General features: G+C 46.2%; 13 protein-coding genes and 4 pseudogenes. 5 read left to right on the top strand and 12 right to left on the bottom strand.

Annotated features, from left to right (window positions below):
• Positions 1-274 precede the first annotated feature (274 nt).
• Positions 275-1198, bottom strand: coding sequence for a vitamin K epoxide reductase family protein (locus QUB35_RS22995; protein WP_333144016.1), 924 nt, complete (start codon positions 1196-1198; stop codon positions 275-277).
• Between the two features lie 212 nt (positions 1199-1410).
• A complete protein-coding gene (btpA, locus tag QUB35_RS22990; RefSeq protein ID WP_333104508.1) occupies positions 1411-2298 on the bottom strand; it encodes a photosystem I biogenesis protein BtpA in 888 nt (295 codons plus the stop codon).
• Between the two features lie 216 nt (positions 2299-2514).
• Here btpA and QUB35_RS22985 point away from each other — a divergent pair.
• A pseudogene (locus QUB35_RS22985) lies at positions 2515-2646 on the top strand (helix-turn-helix domain-containing protein); the annotation flags it as partial.
• Between the two features lie 16 nt (positions 2647-2662).
• Here QUB35_RS22985 and QUB35_RS22980 read toward each other — a convergent pair.
• Entirely contained in the window at positions 2663-3112 is a 450-nt protein-coding gene (locus tag QUB35_RS22980) for a transposase (protein ID WP_333144028.1), read from the bottom strand.
• A gap of 43 nt (positions 3113-3155) precedes the next feature.
• Positions 3156-3878, bottom strand: coding sequence for a transposase (locus tag QUB35_RS22975; RefSeq protein WP_333144015.1), 723 nt, complete (start codon positions 3876-3878; stop codon positions 3156-3158).
• Between the two features lie 114 nt (positions 3879-3992).
• Here QUB35_RS22975 and QUB35_RS22970 point away from each other — a divergent pair.
• Positions 3993-4100 (top strand): annotated as a pseudogene (locus QUB35_RS22970) (zinc ribbon domain-containing protein); the annotation flags it as partial.
• Between the two features lie 651 nt (positions 4101-4751).
• Positions 4752-5738 carry a GDSL-type esterase/lipase family protein gene (locus QUB35_RS22965; RefSeq protein ID WP_333144014.1) on the top strand — a complete coding sequence of 329 codons (987 nt, stop codon included), beginning with the start codon at positions 4752-4754 and terminating at the stop codon, positions 5736-5738.
• Between the two features lie 409 nt (positions 5739-6147).
• On the opposite strand, the pseudogene iscB (QUB35_RS22960) reads toward QUB35_RS22965, so the two are convergent.
• The 4 genes and pseudogenes from iscB (QUB35_RS22960) to QUB35_RS22945 form a co-directional block, all read right to left on the bottom strand.
• Positions 6148-6891: pseudogene (iscB, locus tag QUB35_RS22960) on the bottom strand (RNA-guided endonuclease IscB); the annotation flags it as partial.
• Between the two features lie 135 nt (positions 6892-7026).
• A complete protein-coding gene (gene ltrA / locus QUB35_RS22955) occupies positions 7027-8793 on the bottom strand; it encodes a group II intron reverse transcriptase/maturase (RefSeq protein WP_333144013.1) in 1767 nt (588 codons plus the stop codon).
• Between the two features lie 704 nt (positions 8794-9497).
• Positions 9498-10028: pseudogene (gene iscB / locus QUB35_RS22950) on the bottom strand (RNA-guided endonuclease IscB); the annotation flags it as partial.
• 384 nt (positions 10029-10412) lie between these two features.
• Entirely contained in the window at positions 10413-11465 is a 1053-nt protein-coding gene (locus tag QUB35_RS22945) for a Gfo/Idh/MocA family protein (RefSeq protein ID WP_006635844.1), read from the bottom strand.
• Positions 11466-11971: 506 nt separating this feature from the next.
• Between QUB35_RS22945 and QUB35_RS22940 the strand changes: the two genes are divergently transcribed.
• Complete coding sequence (locus QUB35_RS22940) at positions 11972-12646, top strand: PEP-CTERM sorting domain-containing protein (protein WP_333144012.1); 675 nt, start codon at positions 11972-11974, stop codon at positions 12644-12646.
• Positions 12647-12918: 272 nt separating this feature from the next.
• On the opposite strand, the gene QUB35_RS22935 is transcribed toward QUB35_RS22940, so the two are convergent.
• The 4 genes from QUB35_RS22935 to QUB35_RS22920 all read right to left on the bottom strand — a co-directional run bounded on the left by QUB35_RS22935 (position 12919) and on the right by QUB35_RS22920 (position 16517).
• A complete protein-coding gene (locus QUB35_RS22935; protein ID WP_333144011.1) occupies positions 12919-14256 on the bottom strand; it encodes a PrsW family glutamic-type intramembrane protease in 1338 nt (445 codons plus the stop codon).
• A gap of 177 nt (positions 14257-14433) precedes the next feature.
• On the bottom strand, positions 14434-14634 hold the full coding sequence (locus QUB35_RS22930; protein ID WP_199292547.1) for a hypothetical protein: 201 nt from the start codon (positions 14632-14634) through the stop codon (positions 14434-14436).
• A complete protein-coding gene (gene def, locus QUB35_RS22925) occupies positions 14634-15194 on the bottom strand; it encodes a peptide deformylase (protein ID WP_333144010.1) in 561 nt (186 codons plus the stop codon). Before def ends, QUB35_RS22930 begins: the two co-directional genes overlap by 1 nt.
• Before the next feature lie 96 nt (positions 15195-15290).
• Entirely contained in the window at positions 15291-16517 is a 1227-nt protein-coding gene (locus QUB35_RS22920; protein WP_333144009.1) for an RNA-guided endonuclease TnpB family protein, read from the bottom strand.
• Between the two features lie 175 nt (positions 16518-16692).
• On the opposite strand from QUB35_RS22920, the gene QUB35_RS22915 reads away from it, so the two are divergent.
• Positions 16693-17205, top strand: a complete 513-nt coding sequence (locus tag QUB35_RS22915; protein WP_333144008.1) for a DUF1648 domain-containing protein — start codon at positions 16693-16695, stop codon at positions 17203-17205.
• Positions 17206-17532 lie beyond the last annotated feature (327 nt).

Below are 17532 nucleotides of genomic sequence, written 5' to 3'. Positions count from 1 at the left end.
ATGTCATTTCAACAATCACTCTGGAAGCAGAAACCCGGTTTCTTGCATTTTTATGTAAAAGTTCTAGTATTTATTCGCTGCTCTAAATACTAGAGACCCACAAATTGTTTTAAACTTTTTCGTTCTCACTAATTTTTACTATTTTTTTATTGATTATAGATGCGAGATTTTAGATTAATTTCGCCGCACGAGCCACCTATAAACTAGGTTAAAAACCAGGATATTTCCTGCCCATTAATCTAAAATCTGTCATCTATAATCTCAAACTTTCCTGTTAGTTTGGAAAGTTGCGGGAACCCGTGTAACCCGATAAATCAGCGAGTTTATCCAAAGATTGTGTCCCCGCGTAAAACTGACCATTAATCTCCCAAGTCGGGAAACCTTTAACATTCGCCGCAGCAGCTTGGCAAATTTCAGCGCGGGAATTTTGTCCCCTGGGATCGCATTCAAAATAATCTATTATTTTGGCTGCTTCTTTGCCGAACAGCATTTTTTGGTCGTGGCAGTGGGGACACCAGTAAGCGCCGTACTCTTTAGCGCCGATTTGTCGGAGGTGGCGGGCCAAAGCAATTTGTGCCGGGCCGGAGGTGGTAGTGACGGCAGGGGGTGCAATTCCGGGGGTAGAGACAATAGGAGGAGGTGACTTGACGCTGTTATAAAGTCCCAAGGCGCCGATAGAACTCACCATTGCCACCAAAATGCCTGTAAACACCAACTGTCCGATATCTTCCCACTCGCGCCCGACTAGCACCAGGACAAACAGCGACAGCGCAAATAAGGCAGAAGTGACGCAGTAAATGCACAGATCCTGAATTTCAAAAGCCATCAAATACATCAAATAGCTGCTGAAAATTACCATCGCAGCGGTGATGATAAATAGCGCTTGCCAAGTGTTTTTTTCGAGTTGAGAGTGCAGTCCTTTATTGGTGGCGGGATTTACAGCTTTGGGAGCCAATGCCAGGATTGCTATGCTCAGGTAAGCCAGACAGCCTAACAAACTTAAAGGCACTGTGCCAAAGACTGTGGCGTAGGGACTGTTGAGAACTTTGTCGCAGCCGCTGGTGGGACAAATGACCGAGCCATTCGTGAATTTAGCGATCGTGAGATAGGCCGTTTCTACGACGCCTATGGCTGCGATCGCTGCCATCACAGTCCTAGACCAGCGATGAATCCAAGGGGTTGAACGTCGGCGAATCATTTTTTGATTTGGTAATTTGGGAATTGGGAATTGTTGACTGTTGACTCTTGACTAATGACTGTTGACTGTTGACTGTTGACTGTTGACTGTTGACTGTTGACTAATGACTGTTAATTGTTAACTAATGACTGATGACTGATAACTGATGACTACTGACTACTGCCAACTGCCAACTGACTACTGCCAAGAGTCAACAGTCAACAATTCCTATTTTACGTTTTACTTGTGACTTTGCCCGGTTCCGGTGTTGGCCCTCTTGAGCCATTAGCATCTCTATTTTCCTGTTCGGGATCTTTCTGTGACAAGCTGCGGCGGGCGGCTTCTACAAACTGACTGACGCGGATCGGATCTATAGGCTGCTCGATGCGGCCGTTTCGCTTCAGGGAACTCGATACGATTACGCCGTCAGCGGCCTGCATGAGGGTGGAAATGTTTTCCCACGAGGCGCCGCTGCCGATGAAAACTGGAATTCCTGCAGCAGCAGCACTCGCGAGTTCTAAGTCTTCGAGATTGGGAGGGCTACCAGTTGTCCAGCCGGAAAGGATTACGGCGTCGGCTAAAGCTCGCCCGATCGTCTCTTGGACGGCTGTGGTCAAGTTGGGGCTGCCTAGGGGTCGCCCGTGCTTGACTAACACGTCTGCTAATATTTTGACATCGCTGCCCAATTCCCGGCGGTAGCGCAGTAGCTGGTGAGCTTGGCCTTCAATTAAGCCTTGGTCTGTAGCCATGATGCCGTTGAGGACGTTGACGCGGATGAATTGAGCTCCTGTGCAGGAGGCGATGGCGATCGCGCTGTGGGCGTCGTTTCGCAGCACGTTAACGCCGATCGGCAGCGTCACGAGATTTGTTAGCCTCTCGACTACCAGAGTCATGGCACTTACCACAGCCGGATCTACGCTGTCTTTGGCAAAAGGAGCGTCGAAAAAGTTCTCGACAATGATACCGTTTGCGCCACCAGAAGCCAGCGCTGTAGCCTCTTGCTCGGCTCTTCCGATAATAGCTTTGAGGTTTCCGCCCCAGCGGGGAGAAGTTGGCAAAGGCTGTAAATGTACGACACCGATTATGGGATTCGGCGTTTTGAATATTTGTTTTAAGTCCACGGATTTTCCTGAAACCACCAAGTTCACTGACGGCTGACGGCGGATTTTGACGGTATATTCTAGAATTCTATAGCAAATATGCTGAGAACCCCGTGTCTTTAGACCGGGGATGAAAGCTAGAGGCAGGCTTTAGCCTGCAAGTTACCTTGCATTGCTTTGCTTGTCGTTGACTCTACAAAAGCCTACTCTATTTTGTAGATCCAGGGAAAACGAGCAATGTTAAACCTTAATTACGAGTACAAATTGAAGCCAACTGCAGAGCAAGCTCAAGAAATTGAGCGGGTTCTAATGGTTTGTCGCAAGGTTTGGAACTACGCTTTGCGGGAACGCAAGGACTGGATCAACTCTCTTGACACTCCCCGCCCTATAAGGACGGGGATTCTTTCATCGCCGGGAGCGCAATCGCTTTACCCTCAGAAAGCATCTTGACCGTGTGTCCCACGGCTGCAAGTCCTCGAATGAGAACTACTTGAGCGGCTGCAACGTCTCTATCCGTCCTATAGCCACAATGTTGGCACGAATGAATACGCTCGGATAGCGCTTTCTTGCCCGTCTCGACTAAGCAGTTAGGACATATCTGACTGGTTTTCTTGCTGTCAACATTAAGAAAGAACACTCCGCGTTTGCGACAGCACTGCTCTAATACTTGAAAAAATTGTCCCCATCCAGCGTCTAAGCAGTGCTTCCCTAAGAAGCCTCGCACTAGACCTTTAAGTTTCAAATCTTCCACAAATATCATCCCCGCCCAATCGCAGAGATTGTGAGCTACGAGCCAGTAGTAGTTTTTCCGAGTATTTGCAATTCGTTCGTGCAGTTTGCTGACTTTAACTTGCGCTTTCTTGCGGTTATTCGACCCCTTAACTTTTCAAGGGTACTCTCTGTTGCAGTAATCTAAGCTTGCGTTCGAGCGAATTGAAAGGTCTGGGATTGGGGAACAACTTACCGTTAGAAACCGCAGCAAAGTGACTGATTCCAACGTCTACTCCAAGCGCTTCGCCATGTGGCATGACATCTGGAACGGATACATCCCACTGCAATGTCAACATGGCAAACCATCCGCTAGCACGTCTGACTATCCGAACCTGTTTTAGCTTGGCGCTATCAGGAATAGAACGCGATTGGCGCAACTTGAGCCAGCCAATTACAGGTAGCTTGATAGCGCCATCTCTTACGGCATCTATCCCAACTTGAGGAAAAACGAAAGAGCGCATGGTTCCACTCTTCTTGAATCGAGGGAAACCATGTCCTTGCTCCCACATACTGACGAATGCTTGTTCTAACCGACGAAGCGTCTGTTGTAGAACTTGAGATTGCACTCGCTGTAGGTTGCCAGAAGTTTTCCTATAGGCTGTTAATGTCTTGCATTGACTGGCATAAGTAGGGCGTTTGGTTTCTGCTGGAATGATGTATTCGGACTGGAGAGAACAAGCATTTATCTGACAGCTACGAGATTTAAACCAATCTTTGCGTTCGGCTAATGCATAGTTGTAGACGCGCCGACATTGTTCGAGCCAGTCTTCAAATCGGGCAACTTGGGCTGATGTGGGTTTGAGTTTGTATTCGTATGTCAGACTAAACACTTGCATCACCTCCTCTATTTACTATAGCTTAAAAAACGTTGCATCGCTTCTTAAGCTATAGTATTTAAAGAGAAAGCCGTCAAGCCAAGGACGGGGCTTTAAACCCAATTTTTCGGTAAAAAGGAGCTTAAAGAAAGACTCCACCAATGCCCTGAGTGTGGTTACACGACGCATAGAGACGTAGCAGCAGCTCAAGTTATCCGCTTTTCAAGGATTGTCTGAGGAGGGACGCTTCTTGGACATTAGACCTCTTGCAAAAATAACTAGGACGGGCTCTTCGGTCCATCCCACAAGAGTTATTTTTTCTTGTGGGATGGGCCGAAGAGCCCGTCCAATAAATTTATGAAAAGGACTTTTGCAAGAGGTCTATTAAAGAAAATGCTTGTGGAGACGGTCTGACGGGGACTGGCAACGGTCTAGTTAAGAGTCGCGGAAGCAAGAAGAAGAAAGCTTGAGGGTGTGGCCCCGGCCCACCCTCAAGCAGCCTTTAAGAATCCCCGCGCTGGTCTGCCGGGGAGTACGTCAAATCCACGGGGGCGATTCGGATGACTCGATCGCGCGGTCAGGTCGGTAAAAGCCCGAAGCCATGCCATTTTAGATTTTAGATTTTAGATTTTAGATTTTGCAATTGCCACCTACTACTTACCTGACTCAAAGACGGATAAACAGCTAGAAGACAAAAGTCGCCGACAGCAAAAAATTTTAGACATCACGGATCTGTCCCAGATTCATCTGTGGAGTCAATGCTTTAATCTTTAATCTTTAATCTCAAATCGACTGACTACAATCGGGGTTGAAAGCTTGACTGCAGTTGCATTCTTTTTTATACCTTGGTGTCGGCAGGGGTTTTTCCTTCTCTATCGAGGTTAAGTGGTGAAAGTTGTTCTCATAATTTTGGCTGTCACCGCAGGATTGGGGGCGGCAATCGAAGTGCTGCTGCGGGTGCTGCTGGGTTTTGGCAATCCCTTGATTTACATTGCCGATGCCGAGTGCGGCTATTTGTTGGCGCCCAACCAAAAGGTGCGCCGCTTGGGCAACCGGATTGAGATTAACGAGTATTCGATGCGTACAGGAGCGATCGCCCCGATCGCCCCTCCTGAAACTCTGCGCGTCTTGCTGTTGGGAGATTCTGTCGCCAACGGCGGTTGGTGGACACATCAGACAGATACGATCTCGGAAATTATGGCTCGGAATTTGAGACTGCAAGTACAGCATCTGGCGAGCGATGCACAATTAGGTTCAAAAGTCAACTATTTAAATTTTGAAGTTCTCAATGCCTCAGCCAATTCTTGGGGGCCGAGGAATCAACTTGCTTACGCCAAGCGGTTCGGTGTTTTTGGGGCAAAGGCTTTGGTTTTGCTGCTCAATACGGACGATTTGTTTGCATCGGCTCCTTGTGATCTGGTTGTGGGGCGCGATCGATCTTACCCGGATCACAAACCCCGATCGGCTACGCTAGAGTTATTGAGCCGCTACCTGCTACCTGCTGTGCCGACTCCTCAATTGGCAGCACCCGAAGCCACAAGCGGCGATGTAGTAGGCTGCAACTTAGAGGCTATTCGCCAAATCCATAAAATAGCTGTATCCGCCAACATCGAGTTTTTGCTAGCCGTCACGCCCAAGCGGGGCGAACTCGGCGGCCCAGGCCCTCGCGACTGGGAAGTCAAAGCTAGAGCGCGTCTCGCCGAACTCGTAGAAACAGAGAAAATTACTTACATAGATTTTCTTCCCATTTTCAATTGTGCGGCCGAATTTCCAACTTTGTATCGAGACAGCATTCACCTGAGTCCTCAAGGAAATCAGCTAGTTAGCAAAATCATCAGTCATCAAATAGCCGCTCTTTTTTGGCATAAATCGTGACTTCACCTAAAGACGGATACTTGCCCACGACTCCTGTTGTCGAGAGCAAAAAAGTTGAAACCTTAGTTCAAGCCCCCAGACTCATCTGCAGAGTCAATCGATTTTAGATTTTAGATTTTAGATTTTAGATTTTAGAATTGAAGCATTGACTTGCGCGAGATAAATTCGGGGGCAAGTTTCATCGGATACAGGTTGTTTATTTCACCGGTCCTGAGTCTGCTTTCGGAATGAATCCGGGGGCTTATATCCTGGATGCTTTTGGTCGATCTAAAGTCTAAAATCGTTCGACTGAGCGCAACTCGACGCACGCGCTCGCCGAACTTCTCACCAAAAAACGAGCGAGAAGCCCCTGGCGACCGACTTGGGTAGGAAAGCGGTAGCGACTTCAGTCGCCTTGAAGTTACTTTCTTCAAAATGCGTAGCTATAGCCATCTTTTTTGTGAATTGGACTGCAATATTTATAACCAATACCTGCGACTCTTTCAGACTTGGTTGCGATATCAAAACTACCTGAAGCACCGCAGAGAACCCGCCCTACATAGCAGCCGATTTTCTTCCCTGCGGTAACGGTTGCACTGACAATATCGCCAGTCTGAAACCCTTTGTGGATTTGCACTCTGGATTTGTGCCGAGTAGGAAAGCCATACCTATTGGTACCGCACATCTGTCGTGTCCCATGCCCTTTTGCTGTAATCAGTAACGGCTTTGAGGTTAAGACTTCGAGTGTGTCAAAGTTAGCTACACACGCAGCATCAAGCCAGTGCGATTTGGGCAACCCTAATCGATTGCGATTGAACTTAGTTTGCCCGCCCGTACCAGTAGTGACAGGTAATCCCGTCTCTTTAAGTGCATTGAACAACCCCCATCGGGTTGAGTTGACTGCTGCAGCATCTTTGAGTGGTAGTTTTGCCTGTTTGAGGATGCGGTTTAGCACGTCGGGTTTAGTCGCTAGAAATGCCCGAACATCCTGATTACCTTTCTTTTGATTGCAATCGTGACAAGCAAGCGTCAAATTGGAAACTCTGTCAGAACCACCTCTTGACTTAGCTTGAATGTGTTCAATCTCAAACGGTACATTTTCAACCGAGCAATAAGCGCACTGCCGATTCCATTTTGCCAAGAGATACTGCCGGACTTCGTAACCCTGCAATTCGTTAGAGTCGAACGGGGAATCACTTCCCCGAACTCTCTTGCAAAACTGGACGTGAGACTTTCGCCTCATCCAGCTCCTCACTGATTTGGCACTTGTCATGTGAACCTCGTTCCCTTCTGTTGGGGGGTTAGGGGATTAAAAAGGGTGGTCATCAATCCATTCCTCGATAATACTTATATCCCTATCGGCTTTGGTTAGCCGAGATTTGGCGTGGAGTTGGTCGTGACAGTGTTTATGTACTAAGCCCAGATTATCCCGCTTGTTGTTTTTGTGATTGCTATCTTTGTGATGAATTTCGGCAAGCGAGTCAGGACTGAAGTATAATCCGCAATATTCGCATTTTCCGCCCTGTATTTTTAGCAACTCGGATAGTTGCTTTTTCACTCCAGGGTAGTCTCCCTTTCGGGCGCTCCAATATATCCAGTCACCGTCGTATGGACTCTTAACGCCCTCAACTTTTGTGTGGCGGACAACCTTTGTGTCTGAGTGATTTATGAGGAATAAACCCTCTTGAGTAGCAAATACCCACTTCCTGTTATCTATTGACTTCCATTCTTTTGAGGATTTACCACTATGACGTTTATGACGGCAACTAGCCCATCCTCTGAGTTGCTTGTAAGTGATGAAGTCAGCTTTTTGGAATGTATCTTTGCTTGACTGTCCTCTGTAATAGTTACACCACCCCCTTATGACCGGGTTTAGTCTAGATATTAAGGCTGCTTTGGGAGCATTCTTATGTCCTTCTATGATGATGCCTATTTTTGATGTCTGCAACTTTAGCGCCTCTTTGGATGGGGTGATGATGGTTTTATAACCGCGCTTTGACGCATTTCTTCCTACCTCGAATTGTCTGATATTAAACCCAAGGAAATTAAACCCTGTTGTTGTGTTCAGGGTATGTGTGATTGGCGTCTTTTCGGGTTTTAATTCCAAACTCATGTCTTTTAGCCAGTCTACTGTAATCTGCTGACACTTTTGGACGATTGCTATATCTTCATGTAAAACCACAAAATCATCGGCATATCTGACTACTCCAAGGGATGACCTTTTATCCTTTTTACCCATTGTTTTACCATTGGGATATCTGAGAGTGATGGTTTCTATGTATTGGAGTAGCCTCTTCTCTAACCCGTGTAGGGCAATATTTGCCAGTAGTGGCGATATCACGCCTCCTTGTGGTGTTCCCTCAAGTGTTTGGCTGGTTACTTTCTTTTGCTTGCGGTTAGCGTATCCGCTCCAGTCAATCACCCCCGCTTTCAACCAGCACTTGATTAGGCGTCTTATGGTGGGGGATGTATTCAGTTTTTTCAGCAGTGCCTCGTGGTTGATTCGGTCGAAGCATTTAGCTATATCAGCATCAAGTACCCATTTTGGTTTTTTGTTGATGCTGGCATATATTGCTTCTATCGCATCATGACATGAGCGCCCTGGTCGGAAGCCGTAGCTATTAGGTTCAAACTTAGCTTCCCATTCTGGCTCTAGAGCAGCTTTTACTAAGGCTTGGGATGCCCTATCGTGCATTGTAGGGATTCCTAATGGGCGTTTTTCTGTCCTTCCAGGTTTGTCAATCCAAACTCTTCGGACTGGTTTTGCTTTGTAGGAGTAATTTAATTGCCTCAGTTGGTTTGCAAGTGCCATACGTTGCTTGGGGGTTAGACTACTTACCCCGTCTACGCCTGCCGTTTTCTTGCCCTGATTTTCCTGAGTCACCCTTCGCACGGCTAGCATTCTAGCCGACTTCGACTTCATCAACGTTTTTTGCAGCCTGCGGACTGTTCGATTCTCTCCACGTTGAGAGGCTTGATAGATTCGCTTTTGGAGCTTGAAGACTGTCCGCTCTAGCTTTCGCCAGTCGGTTATCTCCCATTCCACAGTTGTCTTGATTGACTCTGTATTAGACATTTGAACTCTGAATCACAACTCTATCTTCCAAATCAATGTGTGAACGTCTGCGTATCCCTCCTATTACGCGAGGGCTTTAGCTTCTTTCACAATCCCACTTTTACATATCATGCGGTTAGCAACCTGCTCAGGTATCGACCTCACTGAGAGATATATAAAAGTTACTTCGTTCCTAATGACCATTTGTTTGAGATTTTAGAGCGGTGCTATCCACCGAGGTTGTGGGAAGTGCTTGCTAAACGACAAGGTACCCGTTTAGCTCCCTTAAACCTATGGACTTTTGTCACTCCCAGTGTTGCCTCATGGCTTCAGTCTGTTTTCACTGGTTATACCTAACGATGGTTAGTAGCACCTTCGCTGTACGCTGCTCATAATCTCTTGCTAGAGGGGATTATCAGGCAGACTCCTGGCTTACCCTCATTTTTACTACCCCTTGCACGAATTACCTGTCGGATTGCTAGTCTGATGGGCTTGGGTAGCGCTTTCAACTCAGCACCTAAGCGGTAGGACTTGTTATTATGGAGGTCAACTTGTTATGGCTTATCTCCAACCTGCTATCTTTGCTTTTGGCTCAGCAGGGACTCACCTACATGGTCATTAAGTTGTCAAGGTTCTTAGTTTCAGTCAATACAATAGACTGAGAGCCTTGCTCTCCATACACTTCAGGCGGCTAAACCTTCCATTTTCGGAGAAACGAATCGCACTCCTTGCTGATACATAACACCTGAGATTTCAGGGTTTTGCATTAGTTGCAAATCGAATCGCACTAGCTCTTGAACAATGCTGGCAATGGGTGCAAATCGAATCAACTTGCGAACCCATGTGAGTGTTGTTTCGACCCGATGCTGTAAGGATGGAGCTAGCCAACCATCAGGACGGGTGCGATTGAGGAATCGTGCCTGACGATACCGAGTTTTGCGATTGCGTCTTCCTCGCCTGAGTTGGCGACGAGACAGCAATGCTTCTTTAATTTGTTGTCCTCGATGTTGTAGTTCGGCTCCAAAGATTATCTTGTCGCTCTGCTTGAGGGCAATACCAGTAGTTTTAGAACCTGGATCGAGTTTGAGTTCTAACGGCTTAGGACTTGCGTCAACCTCTTTGTTCAAAATTATCGTAAAGGGAAATCGCCTGAAAACAGATGCTTTACCTGCGTTAAGTAATGAGCGCCCTACTCCTGGTTGACAGGGTGATAGCGGTCGCCCTTTAGTGTCTAGAACAAAAATAAAATTAGACATTTTTGCGTCTCTTCTACTTGCGTGTAATGTTAGCCTCGGCAATGTTTAATGAGCTTGTTCGGCTAAAAGCACTGTCTTAACCCGTTAGAACTGTTTAACTTTTAGCGACAGGGCAACGAACTGGCTACGCATTCGTTGGTGTCATGACTCACAAAACGGAGTCCTCAAAGGACTTAGCCAGGGGAAGGTTTGGCTTGTTCCATCCCGCTCGAAGAGCCGGACAGTCTATAAGCCCCTAGCTTTAGCTATGGGGTTCCTGACGCCGAATTGTCCAATCTCAAATCGGCTGACATCGAATCCGGTTGCATGGGAACAGTTACCCTCTTCAACGAACAACAAACCCAAACTGTAAAAGCACCCGGAAACGACACGATTTGTCTGGATTTAGCTAACTTGCAAAGTAGACTCTAGCTCTTTCGGATACCAAGCTTGACCGTCGAGAGCCATTTGCTCAATCAAACTCGCAAGCCGCAGAGCTTTGAGAGCTTGTTCTCCTCCCACAGAAGGCTGATTTCCACCCCGCACGCAATTAATAAAATGCTCCAATTCTGCGTGGAGCGGTTCAATATTGCTGGTGTAAACTTTCTCGATCAACCCATCTTGACGGTAAAGCACCTGACCGTAATCCGTCACGTAATTGGCGGTTGTTTGCCGGTGAATCAAGATTTCGTTGTTGAGAAAATCTGCCTCTGTCAGAGAATTCTTGCAGTGAGCCACGATTGAACGGAGTTTGCGGTGCGTCACCTTACTGGCAGTCAGGGTGGCGACAATGCCGTTAGCAAAGTTCAACGTCGCTGTCACGTAGTCTAAATAACCTGAATCTGAGGCCCTGCTGCCGCTGGCGGTCAGCTTCACCACTTGGGAATCTGCCAATTCCAAAAGCAAGTCGATGTCGTGGATCATTAAATCCAAAACTACCGATACGTCGTTAGCCCGCTGGGAATAGGGACTCATCCGGTGAGCTTCCAATGCCAGTAACTCTTCAGTTTTCAGCACTTTGCCAAGTTCCTGAAAAGCTGGATTGAAGCGCTCGATGTGACCCACTTGTAAAATCCGGTGGGCCTCAGCAGCCGCGTTGACCAAAGATTCGGCTTCGGCAATGCTAGCCGCGATCGGCTTTTCAATTAAAACGTGAACACCCGCTTGGAGACAAGACATCCCCACAGGGTGATGCAGGCGAGTTGGAACGGCGACGCAAACTGCATCTACGTGGGCGAGCAAATCTCGGTAGTCTTCAAAGAAGCGAACCCGGTATTTGCTTGCTACATCTATTCCCCGCTCTACATTTATGTCTGCAACACCGACGAGTTCGATATCTTTTAGCAAGCTCAGAACTCGCGTGTGATGCTGGCCCATATTGCCAACCCCAATCACCCCAATGCGGAGGGGTTCGGGTTGACTTCGCTGGGCGAAAACGTTTGCGTATCCCAATGACATCCTATCTAGCACTCCTGGATTCTCCTCCACCACCACAGGAATCAAGCCCCTTGGCTTCCCTCAGCTACTCACAGCCATCCAGATAGTACCACAGTCAAACTATTTGTGAAGAATTTCTAAGTTCAGTTGCGATTATCGCATCAGGCCATTAAGCAGAAGCGAATCATACACAAGGGCCGAATACTGGGACAAAAGGTCTGGAAATTGCGTATTGACAAAATCTATTAAATGTGTATCAGCCTTGGGACGATCGTCCGCAGCATCGCAACAACACAAACCCGTCGAAATATTTGGCGATTACGATCAAACATTTTTCTGGTTTCTGTTCAAAAGTAATAGTGAAAGTAATAAATTATACAAATACAACAGATGACTTATCCGTATTACTTCGGTTATTTACATTCCGCAATCTTGGAATTCAAAAAAATTTACTTTAAGAATGCGGATAATTACGGGCGATCGCTCACTCAAATAAACTAGACTTACGTAAAGCTTAATAAAAAACAATGTGTCAAAAACAAAGGCTCAGATTAGGAAGTGCGATCGCTAGCACAATTTTAAGTTGTGCAGCGCTGTCATTAGCAGGAGTAGACCAAGCACAAGCAGCCGTCCTCACCTACTCTTTCAATATGGCACATAGTCTAGGTAACGGTTTTTTCAAGGTGAATAACTCCTCGCTTACAGGGATAGGATTGGAACAAGTTGCAGTTTCCGAGGGAAGATTCAACCCTTCTCTCATTGTTAACTATCTGGGACTAGAAGGCAAAAACTACTACAATTTGGCAGGGGCTACAGCTTTATTTTATCAAGGCGATTTTCGCGGACTGCAAGCACGCGGTGAGGACACTGCGACGAGAGAAATAATTATTCCTCCAGACGAACCATATGGACCTTTTTACGTCAAGTATCAGGGTAACGCATCTTGGTCTATAGCTTCGGTCGAGGAGTTCTCTTATAGGTGGATATCTGTTTTCACGGGGTATAGGGAGCTATATAGTATAGGCATAAACCCAGGCAGTGTAAATCTAGTTGACAAAGTGATAGCTTCAGATATCTCTGTTTCCTACGACCTAATGAAGACCGAAGCCGAACCAGTTCCCGAACCAATCACCGCTGCAGGGACTGCTTTAGCATTGGCAGGTTTAAGCTGGTTAAAACACAAGAAAAAAATGGCAGCTTGAAGTGCGATCGCACCTTAACAATTAAGCAGTCAGAAGCATTGGTAACAAGTTAAGACTTAATTGCATTTGTCAATCAGTAATATTACTCAAAAAACTGCTTTTTTAAGAGTGGAAAATTCACGATTTGAGAGAAAGTACGTATAAATATCATGGGAGGCATGATTCCTCAACCGCCCAAATCTCAGTTTTATGCCCAAATCCGAGTAAATGTTGAGCATAATTGCTGATTGACAAATGCTTTCTTAGCTTAAATTGTTACCAATGGTCAGAAGTCACTTTTCAGAAAATATTCGAGTTGCAAAATTTTGCTCTCGATTCGGAGACAGAGCTCTGGCTTTCAAAATCGCGGCTACCAAAAACGCATAGGACAAAACTCCCACCAACGCCAACAAAAGTACGCTGGCGGCTCCCGACGCATTCCACAAAGCGTGAAGTGCCGAAGCGCTGAAATAACCTACGCCCAAAATTTGCCAGCGCTTCCTGGGTTTGAGGGCGCTCAAACCGATAAAATATCCCAAATAGCCGCTGTAAGCCATGTGTCCGGCGGCGGAACCCAAAATGCGGGGAATTAGCAACTGCAATCCTACTAATTGTCCGGCGTCCGGCCCTGCTTGCAGGGTGACATTTTGGATGACATTGGGAACGTACTGTCCCAGAGTTTCTAACAGTGTAAACCCGACTGCCGAGGCACTTCCTAACAGAATTCCGTCTAAAGGTTCCCAAACGCCGACTCGATCGCGCCAGGGATTTTTCAGCCAATTTCCCAGCAACATGGCTCCCAAAACGGGCAGGGCTTTCAGCAATTCTTCCATCAGACCCGCCCCGAAAAACATTCTGGTCAAAAAAGGCAAAAAACTGATTGTTTCGCCTTCGATTGGCAGGCGACCGGGCAAAATTTCTCTAAATACGAATATAAATCCAATTAATAAGGGGCTGCTCAGAATCAGGACTGTAGCTAAAGCCGAACCAAGCAATACCCACCAAGGCTTGTGTTTGCCGCATAGTTGATAGATAAAGTAGTAAGCCGCACCGGCGAGGTAAGCTGACAGCAGCAAGTTGAATGCTGCGGAATTTCCAACGGCGACAAACATCGACACGACAACAATAACTGTGGCGATACCTGGATATAAGTAAGCTTTTTGGCTTAATTGTTTGCCAGTGGAGGCGATCGGGAATAATTGAGTTAAAGTGAGAGCGTCTTTTTCGCTACCAGCAAAATTGCCCGTTTGTGGTGCTCTTAATCCGGGTTGATTTTGGTAAGGGATTACGGGAGATTCAAATATAAATTCAGGGCCGTCAATACCGAGACTGATGCGATCGCCTGTTTCTAAAGTTTGGCAGCCAGAGAGCTTTTTTCCGTTGATATAAGTTCCGTTAGCGCTGTTGAGGTCGCAAATTTCCCATCTCGTCAAAGTACCCTGAGTTAGGGGACGGATCAGGGCGTGGCGACGGGAAACCATGCCGTGGGCGATCGACTCTAAAGCTATTTGACAATTGCGATCGCGTCCGATGACCCATTCCCCTTCTTCAGAAAGTTGGTACTTGGATACTGGGGTTTCCAGAGCATCTTTGGCTGGCACTTGTCGCAGAAATCCGATTTCATTAGTCATGAGTTATGAGTCATTAGTCATTAGTCATTAGTCATTGGTCATGAGCTCACGAGCTGTTAGCTGATGTTATTTTTGAGCAATCTTTATTCCACAGTTATTGGTTGTTAGCTGCTGACTAATTACTAATTACTAATTACTAATTACTGCTGACTAATGACTAATGACTAATAACTCTGCTTATAGATTTGCCCTGGCATCCTGAACGGCAGCATAGAAAAATATGCCAGTTAGCGGTACGCTCAGGGCGAGGATGATGCCCGTGACTAAATTGCCAAGTTGAGCTTCTCCCGATGACAGCTCAAAGATGGAGCCGACTGCCGCGATCGCAGTGATGCACGAAAGAGCTAATAGTAAACCACTTTTCGGAGTTCCTGCCATCATACTGATTTTACTGCCTTTGGCGAAAATTTCTGCTTGACTAATGCTTCATTCAGTGCCAGCTTGTTTTCTACTCTGTCTACAAACAGCACTCCGTTGAGGTGATCCATTTCGTGCTGAATTGCCCTCGACAGTAAATCTGTTGCTATCAGGGTTTGTGGGCGGCCGTATTCGTCGCGGTAGGAGACTTCAATGACTTCTGGGCGTTTGACTTCTAAATAAACTCCCGGAATGCTCAAACACCCTTCTTGCAAGATGCAGATATCGCTGCTGCTACTTTTGATGGTGGGATTGATCAAAACCATTGGGGGTGTGGCGGGGTTTTCCGGGTCGCAGTCGAGGACGATTACTTGTTTGTGGACTCCGACTTGGGGGGCTGCCAAACCGATGCCATCCGCACTGTACATGGTTTGCAGCATTTCTCGGACTAGCTGCCGAATTTCTGCATCGACGCTTTTGACGCGCTTAGCTGGCTGCCGCAGGACGCGATCGCCTAATGTGTGTATTGTTAGGGGCGGTTTTTCTAACTTTTTCTTTTCAATCAAGACCTGAGCCGTCATAGAACCTCGCGGGATGTTTGGAAACCCCCAACGAAAGCTGTTGGGGGAGGAAATTGGAACCAATACTATTATTTCCAATATTAATCTAATTGTGAACTACCCAGCGCTGATGCTATCGCATACAGCGTGGGCTTCTGTCTTCGTAGGGGAGTGCCTCAGATTGGACTTACGCCCCACCTTTGGACTTACCTCCCCTCCAACAGCAGAAACGGCCGTTCCATCCGTCTTTAGCATTCTGATACCTTCATTCCTGATATTTGTTGCAGCATTGCCATCTCTGTCGTGATGAGTGCCACAGTGAGAGCAAGTCCACTCGCGCACATCTAGAGACATTTCCGAGACTTGATGCAAACAAACTGAACAGGTTTTGGAGCTAGGGAACCATCGATCAATTTCTACTAACTTACCGCCTGTGCGGTCTAATTTGTAGCTCAGGAAATTGACAAACATTCCCCAGCCAGCATCAGATATAGCTTTAGCTAAGCAATGATTACGAACCATGCCTTTAACATGAAGATTTTCTACTATGACAACTTGGTTTTTGTTGACCAGATTTGCGCTGAGTTTATGCAGAAAATCATGCCGACTATTGGCTACCCGTTCGTGTACCTTAGCCACTGATTTTTTAGCTTTTTTGCGAGAATTACTACCATCCTTTTTACGCGCTAATTTTTGCTGCTTACGCTTGAGATTTTGTTGATATTTTACAAAATGTTGAGGATTCTCAAACTGAGAAATCTTAGTGCCGTCGGCAACGATCGCAAAGTGTTTTAATCCTAAGTCAATCCCAACGATTTTCCCAGAGGTAGAAATTTCTGGATTTTCACCTTCAATCTCAAATAAAATTGCAGCAAAGTATTTACCCGAAGGGTTTTGGCTAACTGTGACAGTTTTGATTTTTCCGTCAATCGGTCTATGTAATTTTGCTTTGACTACTCCAAGTTTAGGGAACTTGAGTTCAGAGTCAGAAACGACTTGAACATTTTGGGGGTATTGAATCGACTGCTTATGCTTTTTTGACTTGAACTTAGGAAACTGAGCTCTTTTGTCAAAAAAGTTTTTATAGGCAGTCGTGAGATTAAGCGTAGCCGCCTGTAGCACTTGACTGTAGCAGTTACTTAACCATTCATATTCCTTTTTTAGTGCTGGCAGTAAAGCATTTAATGCAGATTGTCCCAGCCCTTTGCCAGTCTCTTGATAGACTTCAATGGACTTATTAAGCGCGTAATTCCACCACCAACGAGCGCAACCAAAACTCTGTGCCAGATGCTGGGACTGCCGATCGGTAGGGTATAAACGAACTTTGACAACTTTGCGTAGCATTTACTTACTGGTAATTGCTATTAATAGTAAATATTATATCAAAGGTTTTGCCGATCTGCAAAGATCGCAAAGCGAACAAGTGGGCATCGAACCCACTTGTTCTGTACGCTTTCATCCCGGCACTCAACGGACTACCATTAGAGTGCGGGACTTCCCGCTTGTTAGTTAAGTAGCCATGACTGGAAACGCACCAAACCAACGGCCGGTTATTTCTCTGGGGCTTTCGCCTGTTTTAGTGGCGGTAGAGCTTTTAGGTGCGATCGCGATTTTGCTGGCTGTTTTGCTCATCGTCAAGTTTTGGGCGGTTTTGCCCGATCGAATTCCGATTCATTTCGGCTTGGGGGGGGTGGCTGATGCTTGGGGCGACAAGGTGACGATTTGGATCGTGCCGGCTGTGGCTGCGATTATTTTTGCGGTTTTAACTGCGGTATCGCGCTATCGGCATACTTTTAATTATCCGGTACCGATTAATTCTGAGAACGCTCGCCGGCAATATCTGTTGGGGCGAGGCCTTTTGGTTTGGCTGAAGGCGGAGATTTGCTGGCTGTTGGCGTTTGTGGTGCGACAGCAAATTCTTGTCGCTTTGGGCAATGCTCAAAGGTTTAGTATGGAGTTGCTTTTAGGGATAATTGTTTTGATTTTAGGGACGGTTGACCTGTATTTACTCAAGGCTTATTCGGCTCGCTAGATGTAGGGCAAAAAACTTATTACATATACCCAAAAACTAAGTTTTTTGAGCATTTTTTAAACCGCAGTTAATAATATATAACCTCTCAAAATCAATATTTTTTTAAGAATGAGGAATAAATTACTCAATTTTTTTCTGAGGAGTTTAGTCCTCACTACAAACATTTTTGAGGGCGGGTAATTGACCAAGAATTTCTTGATGGTACCCGCCACGTGATGTATCCGTGGAATCAATCCAAAATCTAAAATCTAAAATCCTCAAGCCCCCGAATTTATCCGTGGGGTCAATCCAAAATCTAAAATCTAAAATCTAAAATCGATTGACTGG

Source organism: Microcoleus sp. B13-B6 (assembly GCF_036705405.1).
Classification (GTDB): Bacteria; Cyanobacteriota; Cyanobacteriia; order Cyanobacteriales; family Microcoleaceae; genus Microcoleus.
This window is presented reverse-complemented; position numbering and strand designations above follow the sequence as displayed.

Excerpts from the sequence above, each read along its gene's own strand:
- ltrA (WP_333144013.1), bottom strand. The coding sequence starts at position 8,793 with ATGTCTAATACAGAGTCAATCAAGACAACTGTGGAATGGGAGATAACC.
- QUB35_RS22915 (WP_333144008.1), top strand. The coding sequence starts at position 16,693 with ATGACTGGAAACGCACCAAACCAACGGCCGGTTATTTCTCTGGGGCTT.
- def (WP_333144010.1), bottom strand. The coding sequence starts at position 15,194 with ATGACGGCTCAGGTCTTGATTGAAAAGAAAAAGTTAGAAAAACCGCCC.
- QUB35_RS22935 (WP_333144011.1), bottom strand. The coding sequence starts at position 14,256 with ATGACTAATGAAATCGGATTTCTGCGACAAGTGCCAGCCAAAGATGCT.
- QUB35_RS22995 (WP_333144016.1), bottom strand. The coding sequence starts at position 1,198 with ATGATTCGCCGACGTTCAACCCCTTGGATTCATCGCTGGTCTAGGACT.
- QUB35_RS22940 (WP_333144012.1), top strand. The coding sequence starts at position 11,972 with ATGTGTCAAAAACAAAGGCTCAGATTAGGAAGTGCGATCGCTAGCACA.
- QUB35_RS22930 (WP_199292547.1), bottom strand. The coding sequence starts at position 14,634 with ATGGCAGGAACTCCGAAAAGTGGTTTACTATTAGCTCTTTCGTGCATC.
- QUB35_RS22945 (WP_006635844.1), bottom strand. The coding sequence starts at position 11,465 with ATGTCATTGGGATACGCAAACGTTTTCGCCCAGCGAAGTCAACCCGAA.
- QUB35_RS22920 (WP_333144009.1), bottom strand. The coding sequence starts at position 16,517 with ATGCTACGCAAAGTTGTCAAAGTTCGTTTATACCCTACCGATCGGCAG.